Consider the following 18,583-nt stretch of genomic DNA (forward strand, 5'->3'; position numbering starts at 1 on the left):
TAGGGGTTATTCCAACTCTGTGCGGCGGACGGCTTACTGCACCTTAAAGTCGTACGTGATTTTCCCGCACTGCCGTTCCGGGGCGGAGGGGTTGGGCTGGAATTTCCACTGGAGGGCGTTGCGCTGGGCGGCGCTGACGAGGTTGGGGTCCGTGGTGGTGGAGCCGGACTGGGTGTAATTAGCGGAAAGTATTTTACCGTCGGGGCCGACGCAAACGTCGACGACTACCCGGCCGGGCCGCTGAGAATTTTCGCGCACGACGGGGCTGCTGAGCACACCCCGGCCGCCCAGACCGCCGGAAACGCGGCCGTCACCGGTCGAAACACCTTCCAGGACCTTAGAATCCGGGTCGCCGTTGTCGACGCCCTGATTGCCGGGCTTACCGGTGTTGCCCTGGCCACCCCCGCCACCGAATAACCCACCGGCCCGGTTGCGCGTGGCGGCGGCTTCCTCTTCTCTTTTTCTCTGGGCGGCAGCGGCGGCATCCCGCTCGCGCTGTGCTTTTTCGGCGGCCTCGCGCCGCACGGCGGCTTCGGCCGCTTCTTTATTGCGGCGCTCCGTTTCGATGGCCTTCACGCGGTCGCGCTCGGTTTTGGCACGGCGGTCCACTTCCAATTGATCACGACGCTTACGGTCCGCCTCCGATTTCTTGCGCGCCTCTTCGCGGGCCTTCTGCTTGCGGATGGCGATCTCCTGCGGCGTTTCGGTGACGACGACCTCGCGGGTAACCGGCGTGGGTTGCGGCTCCGCGCTGGTGGGCGGCGGGGGCGGAAGCGGTGCGACATCCTCCTGGGGAAGTGGCGGCGTTACCTCTTCGACCACGGGCGGTGCGGCTGGGGATGAAGGTCCGGCATTCTCATTACCCTGGCCGAGGTCGATCATCCCGAGGTTAACTAAGATGCCCGGCTGGCCGGGTTTGGGCAACGTGGTGAAGAACAGGGGGATAAATAACAGGAGCAGGAATAAAACAAGGCCGATCACGGCGCCTACTTTTCCTACTTTATCTCCCCTGATTTCGGCGGGGGTGGTTGGGTCTTGCATGGTATCGATGTTTGTGCTCGTGCGTTGTAACGGACTGGCGAAGCGGCTCGTGCGGTAAACGACTCAATCGGCTGCCCGTTCGCCGCTTCCCGCACTAGATGTAAAACTAGTCACGGATGCACATTATTATGACTTTCGTGACGCGGTTAACTCGGGATCGCGCAGTTAATTTTTCTACGCCAGTAACACATAGCTAGCTCGCTCCCCTTGCCCCCCGGTAAAGCAAGTAGATGAAGACTAGTTGCAGTACGAGTCTTACGAAGGCAACGTAATGATTCCCGATGGCCGGCCGGGGTTTAGTGAGGTCCCAGACGTGTAACGGCAAAAAAACAACCATCAAAGCCATCGCCGCCCAGGTAGCCACGACGCGGGTGTCGGGAAACAGCATCCCCGCCCCGATGATAATTTCAGCCACGCCACCGGCGGCGTTGGCCAATCGCTTTGGAAACCACCCGGGCATGATTGGATCGTAAAAGGCGGGGTTGACAAAATGATAGATACCCGCGGCAACGAGAATGATACCGAAACCGATGATGAACGCTTGCATGAATGTTATTTGTAAGTGGTGCGAACGGCGTCTACCACTGGGTGCCAATCCGTAATTCCAATTGTGACCGCGAAGACCGAGTCGTCAGCGTAGCCGTCTTATCCGTATTGGGAATAAAGTCACCGATCAGGGCGACAAAATACCGCCCGACGTTATAACCAACCGACAGCCGTGCCCGCAACTGCAAACCCACCCGCACGTTCTCGGCCATCCTCCCCCGCCCCGACTCCTGGACGTTGGTGAACCGCAACTCCGGCCCCGCGTAGATCAGCGGAGTGATGAAAAAATCTTTATTAATGATGGCCGTGTACGAATATCCGCCACCGACCCCCAGATTTGTTTGCGCGAAACGTGCCAGTTGGAGCGACGCGCCTTCTTCCTGGCTGATGGCCAAGCTATCGGCCAAAAATCGCCGCCGCGTGATGAGCCCACCGAGTAAAAAACTACCGCTACTTACTAGCTGCCGATCGCGCTGGTTGAAGCTGGAGCGTAGGCTAAAGCGCCGCGCGTTCAGTAAATGATAGGCGTACACGTAGGCGGTAAATAACTTAATGTCGCTCCTAAATTCGCCGTCTCCGTTGTTCTTTGTCAACCGGAAGCCATCGGTGAACCGAAACTGGGTGCGAAAATATCCGTACCGCCGGTAGAGGCGTAGCCCGAGGCCCCACCCACCACTCTGCTCCTCGTCGGTGCCCGTCCCCAAGTCACTAATGGGAATGCTGAACGTGTAACTGGCAATGCCGTACCGTCCGCCAATCCTGAAGGCCAGATTTCGATTCTCAATTTCAAACCGCTCTCCGTCCGGGGTGGTGAACTCGGCCAAATCATCAATCACGCGAAATCCACCATTGATCCGGTAGCGGGCTGTCTGCTCCTGCACGTAAGTGGTATCCCACTGCTGGGCGAACGATGGAGCCGAGGCGGCGCACAGCCAGAAGAACAGAACAAAACGGGCGGTGGTGCGCCTGCGCGAGAGGGGGTGAAGCATTTAGTGTGGGGTCGCTTAAAAGTCGGTAAACTTACTCAACCAATCAGTACGGATGAGTGATCGGTTTTGTGCGTTGCTGAGAGGAATAAAAGCAAACGGGCCCAGGTCCGAAGACTTGAGCCCGTGTCAGTTAAACCATCACGCCGGGGCGTTTAGTACATGCGCAGCGTCTCGTCGCGCTTACCGGCTTTCCGGTTTTTACCCTTCGTGCGCTCGGCTAGTTTGACGGCCGTGTAGGCGTTCGCTAGACCACCGGTGGCGGATAATTCAGCAAAACTGACCATTTCCTCGGAGCCCGGCTTCTTCACTTGGAGATTAACCGGCAGGGCACTTTCGAGAATGATTTCTCGCACTTGCTTGGCCTTGAGGTCGGGGAAGTAACTCCGCACGAGCGCGGCGATGCCGGCGACCATCGGGGCGGCCATGGACGTGCCGTTGAACGAAGCGTAGTTATTGTCCGGAGTGGTCGAGTAGATATCGCGCCCGGGGGCGAAAACGTCTACGTGTTTCTTGTTGTAGTTGGAAAAGCTGGCGGCCAGGTTTTCGTCGTAGAACGCGCTGGCGGCACCCACTTCGATCCAAGTTTTGCCCGTGCGCTTCTTGCCTTCGTAAGTATCGTTCGGAAAATTATTCGTCAGCGTCAACATCTTACCGTCGTTACCGGCGGCGTGTACCATCAGCACGTCCTTCTTCTCGGCGTACTTCATGGCCGCGTCAACCGCTTTTTTGTAGGGTGAATAACCCTTACCGAAACTCATGTTGATGACCTTGGCGCCGTTGTCGACCGCGTAGCGGATGGCGTTGGCCACGTCCTTGTCGCGCTCGTCGCCGTTCGGTACCGTGCGGATCGACATGATCTGGACGTTCGCACCACCCACTCCATTGACGCCGATTCCGTTGTCGCGCACGCCGGCGATGATGCCGGAGACGTGGGTACCGTGGCTGGCGTCGGGCCCGTCCACGTCGCTGTTGCCGTAATTACGATCGTCGAGGTCGCCGGGGTTATCCCCCACGATATCGCGGGCGTCGAAGTCTGGGTTGTAGTTATAGTCCATTTGACCGGAGAAGTAGTCGAGGGCTCCTTCGAGGTCGGCGTACAGCTCCTGGACGGTAGCGCCACGCTCCGTGGCGTTGGCCACCACTTTTTGGATCTGGCCGGTTGCCATGTCCTTGTCCTGGATCGCGGCGATGTCGTCGGCGGTGACGTCTTCGATGGATTTGCCGGTTTTTTTCACGATAACGTCCATGCTCTCCTTGATCCCTTTGTACTGCTCGTAGTTGGGGCCGAGTTCGGTGCGCTTATCCTGGACGATCTTTTCGTACTCTTTGTACGCGTCGTACTCGACCTTTTCCTTCTTGCTCAGACCATCACGGTTGCGATTGTCATACTTCTTCTTGTACGTGTTGTACAGACGGACGACTTCCAAGTTTTCGTTGTTCACGTTCCGCCCGTCGGCCCCGCCGATGAAGTTCCAGCCGTGGATATCGTCAACGTAGCCGTTGCGGTCGTCGTCGATGCCGTTGCCGGGGATTTCGTCTTCGTTCGTCCAGATCGCGTCCTTCAGGTCTTCGTGCTCGATGTCTACGCCGGAATCAATGACGGCAACGATCACTTTGGTGGCGGTCTTTCCCTCCAGGTAGTTGTGGGTTTTTTTGGCACTTACGCCGGGGAAAGTGTTCTCCGTACGGTCCATATCCCACCAATCGTTGGGGGTGTCTGATTGCGCCGTGGCGGCGAGGCTGCAAAAAAGGGCAGCGAATAGCAAAAACTGTTTCATGCTGGTTGGTTGGGTGAAAACGTTACTTAAGCAAACCGTCGAAAGACGAAGGCCGTGCGTTGTTTCATTACGCAAAACACCAACGTGATCGACTGGGTGCGGGTTCTTAATGAAGGCTTAAAGTGTGTTTTCCGGTTAAGCCAATATTCGAACTGTCCGGTAATCCTCTAATTTTTGGCGCGGGCGCGGGTGCAAAGTTATTTGGCTGGACGTAACCAGGGGTATCTACCCAAGTGACCTTATCCATTACCATCCCATTGAACTCCGTAAGTATTTAATCAGGGATGCTGCGCGAAAGATGTCAGCATCTTCACATGTTTGATCGTTGCGGCAAACGAACGCAGTGAATTATTACGTACAATAGTAAATCGAATATCGTTTATCGTCTGTCGCACAGCAAGATTGCGGCAAGTAGCGTTAATACGTTTGGTTTAGCTCCCCTGAGCTTACCGACGAATAAGAACCTCCCCCACGTATCTTTGCCCCATGACCTTTGCCGACCTTAACCTTAATAATGCCCTCCACAACGCCCTCACCGACCAGGGCATCACCGTCCCGACCGCGATCCAGGAAAAGTCATTCGCACCGATCATGGCCGGGCGCGACGTGATCGGCATCGCCCAGACGGGCACGGGCAAGACTTTTGCCTACCTGCTGCCGGCCCTTCGGCTCTGGCAATTTACCAAGTCGCCCTACCCACAAATTCTGATCATCGTCCCGACGCGGGAGCTGGTCATCCAGGTCGTTAAGGAGCTCGAGAAGCTAACCACTTACATGACCGTCGAAATCGTCGGCGTCTACGGTGGGACTAACATCAAGACCCACAAAGCGGAAGTTGAAGTTGGCGTCGACGTCATCGTTGGCACGCCCGGCCGGCTGGTCGACCTGCTGAAGGACGGCGTACTTAAACTCAAGCAGGTGAAACGGCTCATCCTCGATGAAGTCGACGAAATGCTCGACCTGGGCTTCCGCTCCCAGCTCAACGACATCGTCGACTTCCTGCCCAAAAAGCGCCAACACCTTTTCTTCTCGGCCACGATGGTCCCGGAAGTAATGGCCACCATCGATCAATTCACCGACTACTACGAGGTCATCGAGGCCGCCCCCTCCGGCGCGCCGCTCGAAAACATCGATCAGTACGCGTACGAAGCCCCCAACTTCAACTCCAAAGCAAACCTCCTTGAAGCGCTCCTGAAGCAGGACGACACCATGCAAAAAGTACTGGTCTTCTGCGCCACGCGCCGGCTATCCGACGCGCTGTACGAACGCATGGAGCCGGTCTTCGGCGAGGCGGTCGGCATCATCCACAGCTCGAAATCACAGAACTACCGCATCAACTCCATCAATAGCTTTGCCGACGGAACCTTTCGCATCTTAATCGCCACGGACCTCGTGGCGCGGGGTATTGACGTCAGCGAAGTCACCCACGTATTCAACTTCGACCTGTCGGACACGGCGGAGAAGCACATGCACCGCATCGGCCGCACGGGCCGCGCCGAGCGCAAGGGCGTGGCGATCTCGTTCGTCTCCCCGGCCGAGGAAGAGTACCGTAACCAGATTGAAGAATTAATGGACATGAAAATCGATCCGCGCGCCATCCCGGAAGAGGTCGAGTTTTCCGAAGAACTCATCGACCTAGAACGCGACCCTGCCTACGTCGAGGAAGAAGTAAGCTGGCTACGCCCCCAAAGGGAACAACGCGCCTTCCACGAAAAGAGCGTCAAGAACTCAAAGGTCAACGTCCGCAAGGGCCGGCGGGTGACGATGATGGCGAAATACAAAAAACCGCAGACGCGCGGTATGAAGCCCCGGGGCAAGAAGAATAAAAAGAAGTAATGCTACGGTAAGGGGAAACGATTGCCGTCGTGCAGAGAAGCAACTTTCGGATGATCACAAAAACCAAAGGGGTACGAACGACTGAAAGCCATTCGTACCCCCGCTGAAGTTGCTGCGTTCGTAGAACTGCGACTTAGTCCAGTATCTCGTATTCAATGTTCAGTTTGCGCAGCGCACGGAAAGCGGAACTTTCGTTGAAGGACACCCCGATCTCTACGGTGGAGCCCTGTAGGAGAATGTCCGTTAGTTCGTTGCCGAGGTTTTGGTCTACGTCGTCGCCGATGTCGGAAAGCGTGCGGGCGATGGCGCGGCGGTCCGGGCGATCACTGCTACAGGAGAGAAGATTTAGCTGCATTTTGTTTGTATTTTGTACAAAAGTAAACAATATGCGTTTTATTTGCAAATATTTGCGCGTTATTCCCACGCGTTGAACGGCTAAATTTTGGTCCCCGTTGGCCAGCTCGTGTCTCAGGTTTGGCGGTGAACTACGACCTTTGCGTATCAAGTACTCTCAGATCCCAAAGTCATCACTGCTCCATTCCCACTTACTTTGCACCCGCGCCGCGTCGCCCAAAAAATATGACGGAGATGTACGATACCGAGAATACTGACCAAGGTGACACGTCCTCGGAAGAAGCCAAGTTCGACTGGCAAGGCCACCGGGGCTGCCGGGGACTGCTACCGGAAAACACCATCCCCGCGTTTCTGCGCGCGCTGTCTTATCCGCAAGTAACCACCCTCGAACTCGACGTATTGATTTCGCGGGACGACGTCGTGATCGTGAGCCACGAGCCTTGGATGAACCCCGAAATTTGCCTGAGCCCGGCGGGTGACAAGCTGGGCAGTGAACGGATCAATCTGCGGGAACTCACCGCCGCCGAGATCGCTGCCTACGACTGCGGCCAACTACCCCACCCCCGCTTCCCCGAGCAAGCAAAGCGACCAGCCCACAAACCCACCCTGCTCGCCGTTTTTGCCGCCGTCGCTGCCTTTTGCCGTCAACAAAACCGACCACCCCCTCGCTACAACATCGAGCTTAAATACGAACCCGAGCTCGACCCACGCTTCGTACCTGACCGTCAGACTTTTGTCCGGCTCGTGCTAAATGACGTCAACACCTGGGGCCACCCCGATTTGGTCACGCTTCAGTGCTTCGATCCACCCGTGCTGGCCGTCATCCGCGATGCCGCGCCAAGCATCACCCTTGCCTACCTCGACGAGCACCCCGGTGACCTCGCTAAAAAGATGAACGACTTGGGTTTTGTACCGCCCATTTACAGTCCGTACGAGATCCACGTCGACGAGAAACTGATCAAGGAAGCCACCGCGCTCGGCATGAAAGTCATTCCCTGGACGGTCAACACGACCGACCGGATGCGAGAATTAGTGGCGCTTGGAGTAGCGGGCATCATCACGGATTATCCCGACCGAATCCCCACCCGATGAAGAATGCCCTGCCCTTCATTTTACTGGTCTTGCTCGTGGCCGCTTGCTCCCGCCCCACCGCAAGCGAAACAGCCTCCGAACCGCGCTTAAGCAGACAGGAGGTACGCCGTGGCGCCATGCGGGCCTCGGTGTGGCGCTTCGTCTATTGCGTTGACAAGGGGGCGGACGCGACGGTACTACGAGTGCTCCTGCGGGAAATAGCCGCCACCCAGTCCCGGGGCAAACGAATTTCGGTAGTCAGTTGCGAAGACATGACGGCCGATAGCCTCGGCGCTGGCCCGACGATTATTTTCGGCACCCGCTTACCGGCGGGGCACACCGACGTGATCAATTTCTTACCCGATGGCGTAGCGTTCGACCGCAAAAAGTACCTGTTGCCCGGCGATGTCCTCTACGTACCCTACTACGATAATCCGTGGAGCAACGGACAAACGGTGGCCGGTTTATACGTGGCCGACAGCGTAGCGAACCTTGTGGCCGCGCTACGCGAAAAAGGTGGCGAAACTTGGGGGCAGCTTTTCCGCTCCCCGTGGGCCTTCGAACTGCACCGGGCGGGTGGCGACCGGATCTACGGTACTTTCAAGGACACGACGTGGTCCTTCGACGACGCTGGGGAGATACACCTCCAAAACCTAGAAGCGCCAATTACGGTCAACGATGACGTCGTCGTGTACGCCTACGATGGTCCCCCAGCGGCACTCGATGCGGGGCTGGTCACTGGCGCCGTCGCAATGACGTTGCGGGCCAGGGGCCAGTTGGGGATGGCCACTTGTGCGGAGCCGGCCGAGATCAGGCTTTACCCGAGCGTCGAGCGCCTCGGCCTACGCACCGATCGGATGGGGCCAGCCTTTTTTGATCAGGAAACGCAAATTCTCCACCTGTGCCCGGGCGCTTTTTCCGCCGCTGCGCTACTTTACGCGAGCGGAATCTGGGAAATGGCGCTGCGAGATTGCTCCGGTGGCTCGCTTCCCCGCACGGAACTGGACCTCACGGTCGCCTACGCCCAACTTATCGCCGACAAAACTCAACGGCAGGCGCAGGACTACCGGAATTCGGTGACGGCGTCGCAACGCTACGCAGCAATTACTGACTCGCCACAACCGGCCGACGAGGCGACCGGGGCGGCTTCGCGGATCATTCAGCAATTGGTTGCGCGGGCGCGGGTGCAGGGGATGACACCGGGCTTATCCTCATTAGAATTTTTGGCCGCAATTCAGTCCGATTCAGAAGATCAGCTGACCAACAGCTACGCCGAGCAACGCCGGCTAGGCAGTGCCCTACCCGCCCTCGTCCGCCGCCCCCTGCCGTCCGGCAAGCTCGCCGGCATGACGTTCGCCCACGAGGGCTACCGCGTACACAATGGCTACGGTGGCGGCAAGGTGGGCGCTTCGCTGGATAGCCTGGTGACCGGTTCGGTCAGTGCGGTGGCGGTGGTCCCCTACACCTTTCAGCGCGCCGCCGGCCAGCCCAAACCGTTCTTCATCCCCGCGAACGCCGGCTCGGAAAACGACGCCGCCACCACCCATTCCATCCGGCAAGCACGGCGGCGGGGTTTGTACGTCCTGCTCAAGCCGCAAATCTGGGTCGGCGGGGATTCCTGGCCGGGCGACATCGATTTTACCGAAGAGCGGGACTGGGCGGACTGGTTCGATTACTACGAATACTGGATTCTGCACTACGCCTTGCTGGCGGAACGAGAAAAAGTGGAAGGCTTGTGCCTAGGTACCGAGTTAGTCGAAGCGACCCTCAAACACCCCGATCGCTGGCGCGCCATCATCGCTAAAGTCCGTAAAGTCTACTCGGGCCACCTGACCTACGCCGCTAACTGGGGCGAAGAATTCGAGCGCCTCACCTTCTGGGACGACCTGGACGTCATCGGCCTTAACTCTTACTACCCGCTGTCGAAACTCGCTAACCCGAGCGATGAACAGCTACGCGCCGGAGCAAGGCAGTGGCTCGACGTGGCCACGACCATCGCCAAAAAACACCAAAAACCTTTGTGGCTAACGGAAGTCGGCTTCCGCTCGGTGACCAGCGCCTGGGTGAACCCCCACGCCGAAGCTGCCGACCGACCGGCCAGCGCGGCGACGCAACTCCGCTGTTACCAAGCCTTACTCACGGAAGTAAGAGCTACTCCCGAACTGACGGGCATGTTTGTCTGGAAATGGCCCAGTTACCTCGGGTACGAAGGGGGAAGAAACACCTCCGCCACCGGTTTCACGCCGGGCGGGAAACCGGCTTTCGACGAGCTTGGCCGCTTTTATAAAGAATGGTAGATTGTAAGGGTGCCAGGTTCAACCGCCAATCGAGCGGCTTTCCGGAAGGGCGGCACGAATTAGGTATATTGGCCCGTTCACAATCTATCCATTCCAAAATGGCCAAACTATCTATATTATGTCCGGCAACTTCACTTTCGAGCTACTCTGTATTGACCCCGAAGACATTGTTAATCACGAAGCGCTCATCCGCGCCATCAGCTTCAGCGCGGCTATTTTTAACGGCAAGACGCCCATCATTACCCAAAACCAGGAAGGGGTCCCCTACATCAAAGGAGAAAACGGGCTTTTTGTCCGCGTCGTCCCCATCGACACGAGTAAGATAATCACTGATCTAGTAGAGAGTGCTTTCATCGTCCGCGTCGAGAGCCGTTACTTTGAAGAGCTCGAACCCCTCCGGCAGCGCATGCTGCGGCACTTTCGCGAGACGCTTAAATTTGCGCACATCAGGATTTTGCAGGACGATATTTCCAGCGAGATCGCCAACCAACTTTACCCCAAGATCAATGCCGTCGAGAACCTGCTGCGCCGCTACCTGATCAAGTTCTTCTTCCAACGCGTCGGCATCGCCTGGTGGGACGTGACGGCTACGCCAAAGATGATCGAGAAGGTACGGGGCCGGCAGCGGAACCGGTCCAATCAGTTCAGCCACTTCATCAACAGCGATATCGAATTCGCCGATTTCGACGACCTCGGCCTGCTGATCTACAAGCAATCTACCGGCTTCAACGACCCGGAGCGCGTGCTAGAGCTGCTCGACGAGATCGATAACATTGAAGACCTCCGCGAACTCAAAGAGAACCTGCAGGGCAACTACACCAAATACTTCAAGACCTTTTTCCGCGACAAAAATTTCGAAAAGCTCTGGAAGGAGATGTCCCGTATTCGCAACAAAGTGGCCCACCAGGCGACCTTTTTCCACAGCGAGCTGCTGAAGGGCAAGGAACTGTCCGGCGAATTGACCAAAATCATCATTGAAGCGGAGCAGCACATCGACGAAATCGTGCTGAGCCTCAAGGAGAAGAAGGCGATTCACCAGGCGGCCATCACGGTCGTTCAGGAGGAAGAAGAAGTTGCCGCCGAGCACGCGAGCTTAATTCAGGATCGCAACGTCAGCGTCCCCGTGCTGGAGGCCCTACCGGCCCACCCCGAGCAACCCAAACCAGGCTTCAGCAACCGGGTGAAACTGACCGGCCCCCGCATCATCGGTAAGATCAAGTTGGAGCACAAGGTCAAGACCTACCACAACACGGCCGCGCCGGGCTACATCATCATCACCGAGGAAGAAATTCTCGATGAATTGCAAGTCGCCCGGGAACTCAGCTACACGGACTACATCGGTTTAAAATGGTTCGTAACCCAGTTTCTGAGTAATAAAGGCTTCGCCGTCGGCCCTACTTATTCACTGATCAATATCCTCATCGAGCAGACCGTCGTGGAGCTTTACGACATCGAAAACGCGGAAGGCCACAACATCAAAGCGGTGCGTTTCCCAATGAACAACTAGGCGCGATTAAAGGTATGAGACTACCATGCCAATAATCCAATCCCGCGCCAATGAAGGTCGCATCCACCGCAACCTTTTCTTCATCATCGTAGCGGTCGTTACGGCGCTGTTCTTCAACATGATCGGCCCCTTCGTGCTGACCGTGCTGTGGGCCGTCGTGCTGGCGATCATCTTTTATAAGCTTTACCGTTGGCTGCTCAAAATGTTTGGAGTCAAACGTAAGAGCATGGCGGCGGCGCTCACTTGCGTGCTGGTGCTACTCTTCGTAATCGTCCCCTTCATCCTGATTTGTTTGGCCCTGTTCAATCAGGTAACAGGTCTGTACGCTTCCATCCAGAACGGTGACGTCGACCCCAACGTTATTCTGGACTACGTCGACCGTGAGCTACCCAAGGTCGGAAGCACGCTGGAGACTTACGGCATCAACGTCGGCGACCTGCGGGAGAAACTGAACGGCTACGTTGCGCAGGCCGGGGAAGCCGTTGCGGCGCAGGCCCTCGCGGTGACGAGCAACATCATCAACATCTTCATTCAGTTCACGCTGATGCTTTACCTGCTGTTCTTCTTTTTAAAGGATGGCCGCACGATCGTCCGCAAGTCGATCGACACGGTGCCACTGGGCAACGTGCGGGAACGAACGCTGGTCCAACGCTTCACCCAGGTGAGCCGGGCGACGTTGAAAGGCACCGTTATCGTGGCCATTACGCAGGGAGCCATCGGCGGCATATTATTCTGGATCGTCGGCATTCCCGCACCCGTGCTCTGGGGCGTCGTAATGACCTTTTTGGCGCTGTTACCCATCGGCGGTAGCGCCATCGTTTGGGTGCCGGCGTCCATCATCTTGTTTATTCAGGGAGAGACCGCCAACGCGATCGTAGTCGTCGCGGTCGGTGCCCTGATTATCGGTCTGGTGGATAACTTGCTACGCCCCCTGCTCGTCGGGCGGGACACGGGCATGCCCGATTACTTGGTCCTGATTTCTACCCTCGGCGGTATCTCCATTTTTGGCCTGAGTGGGTTCGTGATCGGCCCCACCGTAGCGGCCCTGTTCGTTACCGTCTGGGAAATGATGGGTAGGGAATTCGGCGGCAAATCTAGCTGGTAGTGCGAGACGGTGGGTTAATTGGCGCGGTCGCGGGTGCATAGTTTTGGATGGAAAAAAGCAATGTATTTGGGGCATTGCGAATGATCACAAAACATAGTCCCGATGGCTTTCACCAGCCGCGTTGCCCACGGTACACCCCTGCTACCTTCTCCACCGAATCTCCCCGGCACCCGCGACCGCGCCCGAGAATTTTAGCTTTCTTACTGACCTTTTTCTTCCGGGAGCGTTCGTACACCCGGAAGCCCCGGACCGGGGTGCGTATTTTTGTGACTAAGCCGCCGTTATGCCCAAGACCAACCCTAAGATTTGGACCCCGCTTCTCCTCGCCGCCGTACTGGCTGCGGGACTCTTCCTGGGCTACCGATTGAATTATAACGGACCGCTCGTAGTAAACACCAGCGACGGCGAGGGCGGCCACGGCGGGGGCCGCGTCGAAGAGATTTTACGCTACGTGGACGCGCGCTACGTGGACGAAGTCGACGCCGAAAAACTCCACGAGGCAGCAATCACGGCCGTGCTGAAAGACCTCGACCCGCACAGCAGTTACATTCCCGCCCAGGAGCTGCAGGCGCTGAATGAATCCATGCAGGGAAATTTTGAGGGCATCGGCATTGAGTTCTTGGTCATTGACGACACCATCAACGTCGTCAGCGCGCTCCCCGGCGGCCCGAGCGAGACGGCCGGTATCTTGTCCGGCGACCAGATCGTGCTCGTCGGCGACAGTACGGTAACCGGCGTCTACGAAAACAACATCGACCCGGCCTCGCTGATGCGGGGTGAAAGCGGTACGGACGTGGAAATTACCGTCCGCCGACCCGGCGTTTTCGCAGCCCGACCGTTCGTCATTACCCGCGCCCCGATCCCCATTTACAGCGTTGAAGCAGCCTACTTGCTGGAGCCGAAAACGGCCTACGTCCGCATCAACCGGTTTAGCCGGGACACCTACGACGAATTCGTGAAGGCCCTCGAAGAACAGCTCGAAAAGAAGGACGCGCACAACCTCGTGCTCGACCTGCGCGGCAACCCCGGCGGGTACCTGCAGGAGGCGACCAAGATGCTCAGTCAACTTTTCGTCGAGAAAAACTTGTTGCTCGTTTATACGGAAGGGCGTAGCTCCCGCCGGGCGGACTACAAGACTAACGGACGGGCATTCTACAACATTCAGCGGATTGCCGTGCTCGTCGACGGTGGCTCCGCCAGCGCGAGCGAGATCGTGGCAGGCGCCATCCAGGACCACGACCGGGGCATCATCGTCGGCCGCAGAACGTTCGGCAAGGGACTCGTGCAGGAGCAGTATCCACTCGGCGATTCCTCGGCGCTCCGCCTGACGATCGCGCGCTACTTTACGCCGTCCGGGCGCAGCATCCAACGACCTTACGACGACGGGGAAAAAGCCTACCGCGACGACCTCGGCCGTCGCTTTGAAAGCGGGGAATTGACGGGCTCGACCGACTACGCGCAGGACAGCAGTTTCCTCTACTACACCGACAACGGCCACTCCGTTTTCGGCGGTGGTGGCATCACGCCGGACTACTTCGTGCCGCTCGACACGAGCATGAACGACGAGAATTACTTGCGCGTCCGGCAGCAAATTCCGGCGTACCTGTTTGAGTACCTACGCGCCAACCCCGCCGTTGGGGAGATTGCGGACGTCGACCAGTTCTCCAAGCAATTCAACGTGGACCTGGATGCCGTGCTCCCCGGACTGGTGAGCAGGGCGGCTAAAGAATACGGAGGTAGCGTCGGACCGATGTCCGATACTTTTCGTGCTGACTTACGCCACTACTTCAAGGCCCGGCTGGCCAAGCAACTTTACGGCAATTCGGCTTATTTCCAGATTCTCAACGAGCGGGACGATATCGTGAGCGAGGCCCTGCGCCTCCTGTTGAGTAATGACCCGCTCGCGGAAGCCCGACGGTAGATTGTGAGCATACGCTGCGGTAATCGGCAGCTGTTTGAACACTGGCCCGCCGACCAGTAATCTATTGAATTACGTATTACTTCAGTTCACCTAAAGCCTTGGTAATCCGAGCAATGGCTTCCGTAAGTTGCTCCTCGGAAGCAGCGTAGCTAATGCGCAAGCAGTCGGGTGCGCCGAATGAACTGCCGCCCACCGTAGCGACGTGGGCGCTCGTAAGCAGGTATTCCGCTAGTTCGTCGGAGTCGTTGATGGTGGACCCACCGGCTGATTTACCGAAAAATGCACTGACGTCCGGGAAGAGGTAGAAAGCGCCCTGGGGGTGATTCACCTTTAAGCCTTCGATTTTCTTCAGCCCGCCGATAATCAGTTCGCGCCGTTTGGCGAAAGCGTCCTTCATGGCGTGGCTCGGCGCTAAGGAAGTCGTCAGTGCGTGGAGGCCGGCACGCTGGGCGATGCTGTTCGCTCCGGAGGTAGACTGCCCCTGCAGCTTGGTACAGGCTTTGGCAATTTCGAGCGGTGCGCCCATGTAGCCGAGCCGCCAGCCCGTCATGGCGAAGCCCTTCGCGAAGCCGTTGACGGTGATGGTGCGGTCCTTAACCTCGGGGCAGGCACCGATGGAAGCGTGCTCGCCGGTAAAATTAATGAGTTCGTAGATTTCGTCGGAGACGACGTAGACGTCGGGAAAGCGCACCAGCATCCTGGCGATTGCACTCAGTTCGTCGCCCGTGTAGACGGAGCCCGTCGGGTTGCAGGGGCTGGAAAAAAGGATGAACTTGGTTTTGTCGGTGATCGCCGCCGCGATGGCATCGGCGCTGACCTTGTAATCATCCTCGATACCCGCGCCAACGGGGACGGGCGTGCCACCAGCCAGTTCGACGATGGCGGAGTAGCTAACCCAAAATGGGGCCAGAATAATTACTTCGTCACCCTCGTTGAGCAGCGCGTGTGCGATGTTGAAAATAGATTGCTTAGCACCGTTCGACACAACGATTTGATCGGCCGTGTAGTCCAGACCGTTTTCGTTCCTAAACTTGTCGGCGATGGCCTGACGTAATTCGGGGTACCCGGGCACGGGGGTGTACTTCGTGTAGCCCTCGTCCAGCGCAACTTTTGCCGCCTCCTTGATGTGTTCCGGCGTGTCGAAATCGGGCTCGCCGAGGCTCAGGGCAATGACGTCGTGGCCCTGGGCTTTTGCCTCACGCCCGAGGGCGGCCATTTTGAGGGTGGCGGACTCGGTCATGTTGAGCACGGTATCGGAAAGTGGAGATTTCGGGGTTGCCATTGGGTTAAGTTTTGCGGATAGTCTTAATAGTTTGGCGAAGGTAATCTTCAGGGGGGGCGGGTGGGTGAAAATTTTATTGAAGAATTTCCGGTGGGTAAGTGGTGGTTGCGTAGTCTGGGGTCTGGGGTCTGGAGTCTGGAGTCTTTGGTCTGAGGTCCTTACTCTTTTTTCTATATTCTTACCTCTTCCTCCTACCTACGTCCCGCGCCCGTAAAGTGATCTTTTTTATGGCGGAACAGAGTATTGAAGGAAGTCAAACTACCGTAGATGCGCGTGATGTACTGTTGCAGGTTAACCTTTTCCTCGTCGGTCATGCTGCTCGCGTTAACGCGCTGCTCCATGACGCGGAGGCGGTCGCGGACCATCACGATCTTGTGGAAGAAATCATTAATGGGCATTTCTTTCGGGCTGAGGCTGGTATCTCCGGGCTGGAGGATGAGCTTACCGTCGTCCCACTTGTCACCCAGCTCGGTGGTCTCGTCGATGCCGTTATAGGTGCGTAGGATACGAACGAGAGCTTGCTCGGCTTCGTTGAAACTGGCGACTTCCTCGGCGGGGATGGCTTCGATCGCTTCCAGTTCGGCGGATTCGCGGCCGACGGATTTGATGCCGTAGGTCATGAACGTGACGTCGTAGGCTGCTTTGTAGGTTTTGATGATAACACCGTCGCCGAAGGCTGCGTGACGGATGCGGGAGCCTACACCCAGGTTATTTGTCTCGGTCATGTGTGAATTGGTTTGGGGTGGTAAGGATAAGGAACTTTGTGGGTTTATGGGTTAGTGAATCAGGCCATAATTTGTGTAAGGACTAGCCTCGTATCGCCCGTCAGCTTCGTACCCGCCACGCTTAGCTAGTCCAACACTCAGTCGGGACGACCGCGCTATCCTTTTATTACAGAATCCACTCAGGAAAAAACACTACGATGGTCATCAAAATAACTTGAATGATTAAAAAGGGGACGATGCCGCGGTAGAGATGCGCCGTTTTCACCTCCGGCGGCGCGACGCCCTTTAGGTAGAACAACGCAAAGCCAAAGGGCGGAGACAAAAAGCTGGTCTGCAAATTGATGCCCAACAAAATTCCGAGCCAAATTAAGTCAGTACCGTAGCCCACGAACAGCGGCGTCACCACCGGAACGATGATGAACACGATTTCAATGAAGTCAATAAAGAAGCCAGCGACAAACACGACGACCATGACCAGAAAAAGAAATTGATACTCCCCCAAATCACTCCGCTCGATGAGCTGGACCAGGAATGAATCCCCGCCCATTTCCCGGAACACGAGTGAAAACGTCGTCGCGCCCAGCAGAATCATGAAGACCATCGCCGTCAGGTGCGTCGTCTCCTGGCAGACGAGTTTGGTTGTCGCCCAGTCGAGCTTGCCCTGGCCCAGGGTCAGCACGATGGCCCCCGCCGCACCGATCGCGGCGGCCTCCGTCGGTGAAGCCCAGCCCGCGAGGATTGACCCAAGCACAGCAATGATGAGCAGCAGCGGAAGAAACAGACTCTTGATCAACCGCACCAACAGGTTCCGATCCCAAATTATCGCCCCCGCCTCCCCCGGTGGCAGGGCGGAAGGTTTGACGATTCCCAGCAGCAACACGTAGGCGACGTAAGCACCCACCAGCATCATACTCGGGACCAACGCCGCAGCAAACAATTTACCGACCGAAACGCCCAGTACGCTACCCAGTAGGACCAGCACCACCGAAGGTGGAATGATTTGCCCCAGCGTCCCCGAAGCAGCAATCACCCCCGTAGCAATGCCCGGCGCGTACCCTTTCTTCAGCATCGGCGGCAGGCTGATCAGGCCCATCGTCACGACCGTCGCCCCGACGATGCCGGTGGACGCCGCCAACAGCGCACCCACGATGATGACCGAGACCGCCATCCCACCCCGCACTCGTCCGAACAGCTCCGACATCGTACGCAGCATCCGCTCCGCCAGCCCAGACTTTTCGAGCATGATGCCCATGAAGATAAAAAGCGGGACGGCCAGCAGTACCGAATTTTCCATCACCCCCATCACGCGGTTGGGCAGTAGCGTCAGCACGCTCGCGTCGAGAAAACAAATGGCGTAAACAAGGCTAAGGCCACCCAGCGTGAATGCGACGGGGTAGCCGTAAAGCACCAGTAAGAAAATACTGATGAACAGTATAATTGCGAGAATTGCCAAGGACGGGAAGTATGAATCGGCCGCTATAATAAGCAACTTACGGTTAGTCGCCCTTTAGCTTTACGCTACACGATAAGTGAGCTCATTCGTCTTCCGCGACTTCCCACTCCGCGTCTTCAGGTTCGAGGTAGACGCCGATCCCCGTGGCCATCCCCTGGAGCACGAGTAAACCGGCGGCGAACGGGATCATCGCCTTAACCGGGAAAAAGTAAGGGATGCCGTTCGGGTTCGGGCTCCCCTCCCCCGTGGCGAACGCTTCGGCGGCGTAGTGCCAGCCGGTAAAAAATAATACTGCGGCCCAGGGCAGCAGAAATACGATCGTACCGAGCAAATTGACCAGGCGCTTATCCTTGTGCGTAAATCGTTCGTAGAAAAGGTCGACCCGTACGTGGCGGTCCTGCTGCATCGCGTAGGGAATGCCGAGCAGAAAAATGACGGCGAACAGGTGCCATTCGAGCTCGATGACCCAGGCGCCAGTTAGGGAAAACAGGGTGCGTAGGGCTACGTCGATAACGATCACGGCAATCAACATCAGGTTAAAATACCCGGCTGCCTTGCCAATGAATTCGACGAGTGCTTCAATCGTTTTGATGGTTTTCCGCAGCATGGATGATTAGTTGTTAAGGGCGGCTCAGTAACCGAAGTTCGGGATTTTCCGCCAAACGGCCAAAAGTACGG

At 57.2% G+C, this 18,583-nt stretch carries 15 protein-coding genes; 6 read left to right on the forward strand and 9 right to left on the reverse strand.

Annotated features, from left to right (window positions below; all coding sequences use genetic code 11):
- Nucleotides 1-33: 33 nt before the first annotated feature.
- From GGR27_RS02405 to GGR27_RS02420, 4 genes are all read right to left on the reverse strand, one after another.
- Complete coding sequence (locus GGR27_RS02405) at nucleotides 34-1,041, reverse strand: cell envelope integrity protein TolA (protein WP_168035791.1); 1,008 nt, start codon at nucleotides 1,039-1,041, stop codon at nucleotides 34-36.
- Nucleotides 1,042-1,234: 193 nt separating this feature from the next.
- The gene (locus tag GGR27_RS02410; protein WP_168035792.1) at nucleotides 1,235-1,588 is read right to left on the reverse strand and encodes a DoxX family protein; all 354 of its coding nucleotides are present in this window, start codon (nucleotides 1,586-1,588) and stop codon (nucleotides 1,235-1,237) included.
- A gap of 31 nt (nucleotides 1,589-1,619) precedes the next feature.
- Nucleotides 1,620-2,576, reverse strand: coding sequence for a DUF4421 family protein (locus tag GGR27_RS02415; protein WP_168035793.1), 957 nt, complete (start codon nucleotides 2,574-2,576; stop codon nucleotides 1,620-1,622).
- Between the two features lie 152 nt (nucleotides 2,577-2,728).
- Complete coding sequence (locus GGR27_RS02420) at nucleotides 2,729-4,354, reverse strand: S8 family peptidase (RefSeq protein WP_168035794.1); 1,626 nt, start codon at nucleotides 4,352-4,354, stop codon at nucleotides 2,729-2,731.
- A 486-nt stretch (nucleotides 4,355-4,840) separates the two neighbouring features.
- Between GGR27_RS02420 and GGR27_RS02425 the strand changes: the two genes are divergently transcribed.
- A complete protein-coding gene (locus GGR27_RS02425; RefSeq protein ID WP_168035795.1) occupies nucleotides 4,841-6,190 on the forward strand; it encodes a DEAD/DEAH box helicase in 1,350 nt (449 codons plus the stop codon).
- A gap of 133 nt (nucleotides 6,191-6,323) precedes the next feature.
- On the opposite strand, the gene GGR27_RS02430 is transcribed toward GGR27_RS02425, so the two are convergent.
- Nucleotides 6,324-6,545, reverse strand: a complete 222-nt coding sequence (locus GGR27_RS02430; protein WP_168035796.1) for a hypothetical protein — start codon at nucleotides 6,543-6,545, stop codon at nucleotides 6,324-6,326.
- A 224-nt stretch (nucleotides 6,546-6,769) separates the two neighbouring features.
- On the opposite strand from GGR27_RS02430, the gene GGR27_RS02435 reads away from it, so the two are divergent.
- From GGR27_RS02435 to GGR27_RS02455, 5 genes are all read left to right on the forward strand, one after another.
- The gene (locus tag GGR27_RS02435; protein WP_168035797.1) at nucleotides 6,770-7,636 is read left to right on the forward strand and encodes a glycerophosphodiester phosphodiesterase family protein; all 867 of its coding nucleotides are present in this window, start codon (nucleotides 6,770-6,772) and stop codon (nucleotides 7,634-7,636) included.
- Entirely contained in the window at nucleotides 7,633-9,912 is a 2,280-nt protein-coding gene (locus GGR27_RS02440) for a glycoside hydrolase family 113 (RefSeq protein WP_168035798.1), read from the forward strand. The genes GGR27_RS02435 and GGR27_RS02440 overlap by 4 nt, the downstream gene beginning before the upstream one ends.
- 118 nt (nucleotides 9,913-10,030) lie before the next feature.
- Nucleotides 10,031-11,419 (forward strand): HEPN domain-containing protein, encoded by a 1,389-nt coding sequence (locus GGR27_RS02445; protein WP_168035799.1) that lies wholly within the window; start codon nucleotides 10,031-10,033, stop codon nucleotides 11,417-11,419.
- Nucleotides 11,420-11,444: 25 nt separating this feature from the next.
- Nucleotides 11,445-12,524, forward strand: coding sequence for an AI-2E family transporter (locus tag GGR27_RS02450; protein ID WP_168035800.1), 1,080 nt, complete (start codon nucleotides 11,445-11,447; stop codon nucleotides 12,522-12,524).
- A gap of 283 nt (nucleotides 12,525-12,807) precedes the next feature.
- On the forward strand, nucleotides 12,808-14,445 hold the full coding sequence (locus tag GGR27_RS02455; RefSeq protein WP_168035801.1) for a S41 family peptidase: 1,638 nt from the start codon (nucleotides 12,808-12,810) through the stop codon (nucleotides 14,443-14,445).
- A 76-nt stretch (nucleotides 14,446-14,521) separates the two neighbouring features.
- On the opposite strand, the gene GGR27_RS02460 is transcribed toward GGR27_RS02455, so the two are convergent.
- From GGR27_RS02460 to GGR27_RS02475, 4 genes are all read right to left on the reverse strand, one after another.
- On the reverse strand, nucleotides 14,522-15,727 hold the full coding sequence (locus GGR27_RS02460; protein WP_168035802.1) for a pyridoxal phosphate-dependent aminotransferase: 1,206 nt from the start codon (nucleotides 15,725-15,727) through the stop codon (nucleotides 14,522-14,524).
- Between the two features lie 191 nt (nucleotides 15,728-15,918).
- Complete coding sequence (locus tag GGR27_RS02465; protein ID WP_168035803.1) at nucleotides 15,919-16,452, reverse strand: hypothetical protein; 534 nt, start codon at nucleotides 16,450-16,452, stop codon at nucleotides 15,919-15,921.
- A gap of 166 nt (nucleotides 16,453-16,618) precedes the next feature.
- Nucleotides 16,619-17,905, reverse strand: coding sequence for a TRAP transporter large permease (locus GGR27_RS02470; protein ID WP_168035804.1), 1,287 nt, complete (start codon nucleotides 17,903-17,905; stop codon nucleotides 16,619-16,621).
- 82 nt (nucleotides 17,906-17,987) lie between these two features.
- On the reverse strand, nucleotides 17,988-18,512 hold the full coding sequence (locus GGR27_RS02475; RefSeq protein WP_168035805.1) for a TRAP transporter small permease subunit: 525 nt from the start codon (nucleotides 18,510-18,512) through the stop codon (nucleotides 17,988-17,990).
- Between the last annotated feature and the right edge of the window lie 71 nt (nucleotides 18,513-18,583).

The sequence above is a fragment of the Neolewinella antarctica genome (assembly GCF_011927835.1).
In the GTDB taxonomy this organism is placed as follows: Bacteria; Bacteroidota; Bacteroidia; order Chitinophagales; family Saprospiraceae; genus Neolewinella; species Neolewinella antarctica.

Coding starts and splice junctions, on each gene's coding strand:
- GGR27_RS02430 (WP_168035796.1), bottom strand. CDS start 6,545: ATGCAGCTAAATCTTCTCTCCTGTAGCAGTGATCGCCCGGACCGCCGC.
- GGR27_RS02455 (WP_168035801.1), top strand. CDS start 12,808: ATGCCCAAGACCAACCCTAAGATTTGGACCCCGCTTCTCCTCGCCGCC.
- GGR27_RS02420 (WP_168035794.1), bottom strand. CDS start 4,354: ATGAAACAGTTTTTGCTATTCGCTGCCCTTTTTTGCAGCCTCGCCGCC.
- GGR27_RS02435 (WP_168035797.1), top strand. CDS start 6,770: ATGACGGAGATGTACGATACCGAGAATACTGACCAAGGTGACACGTCC.
- GGR27_RS02445 (WP_168035799.1), top strand. CDS start 10,031: ATGTCCGGCAACTTCACTTTCGAGCTACTCTGTATTGACCCCGAAGAC.
- GGR27_RS02425 (WP_168035795.1), top strand. CDS start 4,841: ATGACCTTTGCCGACCTTAACCTTAATAATGCCCTCCACAACGCCCTC.
- GGR27_RS02465 (WP_168035803.1), bottom strand. CDS start 16,452: ATGACCGAGACAAATAACCTGGGTGTAGGCTCCCGCATCCGTCACGCA.
- GGR27_RS02410 (WP_168035792.1), bottom strand. CDS start 1,588: ATGCAAGCGTTCATCATCGGTTTCGGTATCATTCTCGTTGCCGCGGGT.
- GGR27_RS02460 (WP_168035802.1), bottom strand. CDS start 15,727: ATGGCAACCCCGAAATCTCCACTTTCCGATACCGTGCTCAACATGACC.
- GGR27_RS02450 (WP_168035800.1), top strand. CDS start 11,445: ATGCCAATAATCCAATCCCGCGCCAATGAAGGTCGCATCCACCGCAAC.
- GGR27_RS02475 (WP_168035805.1), bottom strand. CDS start 18,512: ATGCTGCGGAAAACCATCAAAACGATTGAAGCACTCGTCGAATTCATT.
- GGR27_RS02405 (WP_168035791.1), bottom strand. CDS start 1,041: ATGCAAGACCCAACCACCCCCGCCGAAATCAGGGGAGATAAAGTAGGA.
- GGR27_RS02440 (WP_168035798.1), top strand. CDS start 7,633: ATGAAGAATGCCCTGCCCTTCATTTTACTGGTCTTGCTCGTGGCCGCT.
- GGR27_RS02415 (WP_168035793.1), bottom strand. CDS start 2,576: ATGCTTCACCCCCTCTCGCGCAGGCGCACCACCGCCCGTTTTGTTCTG.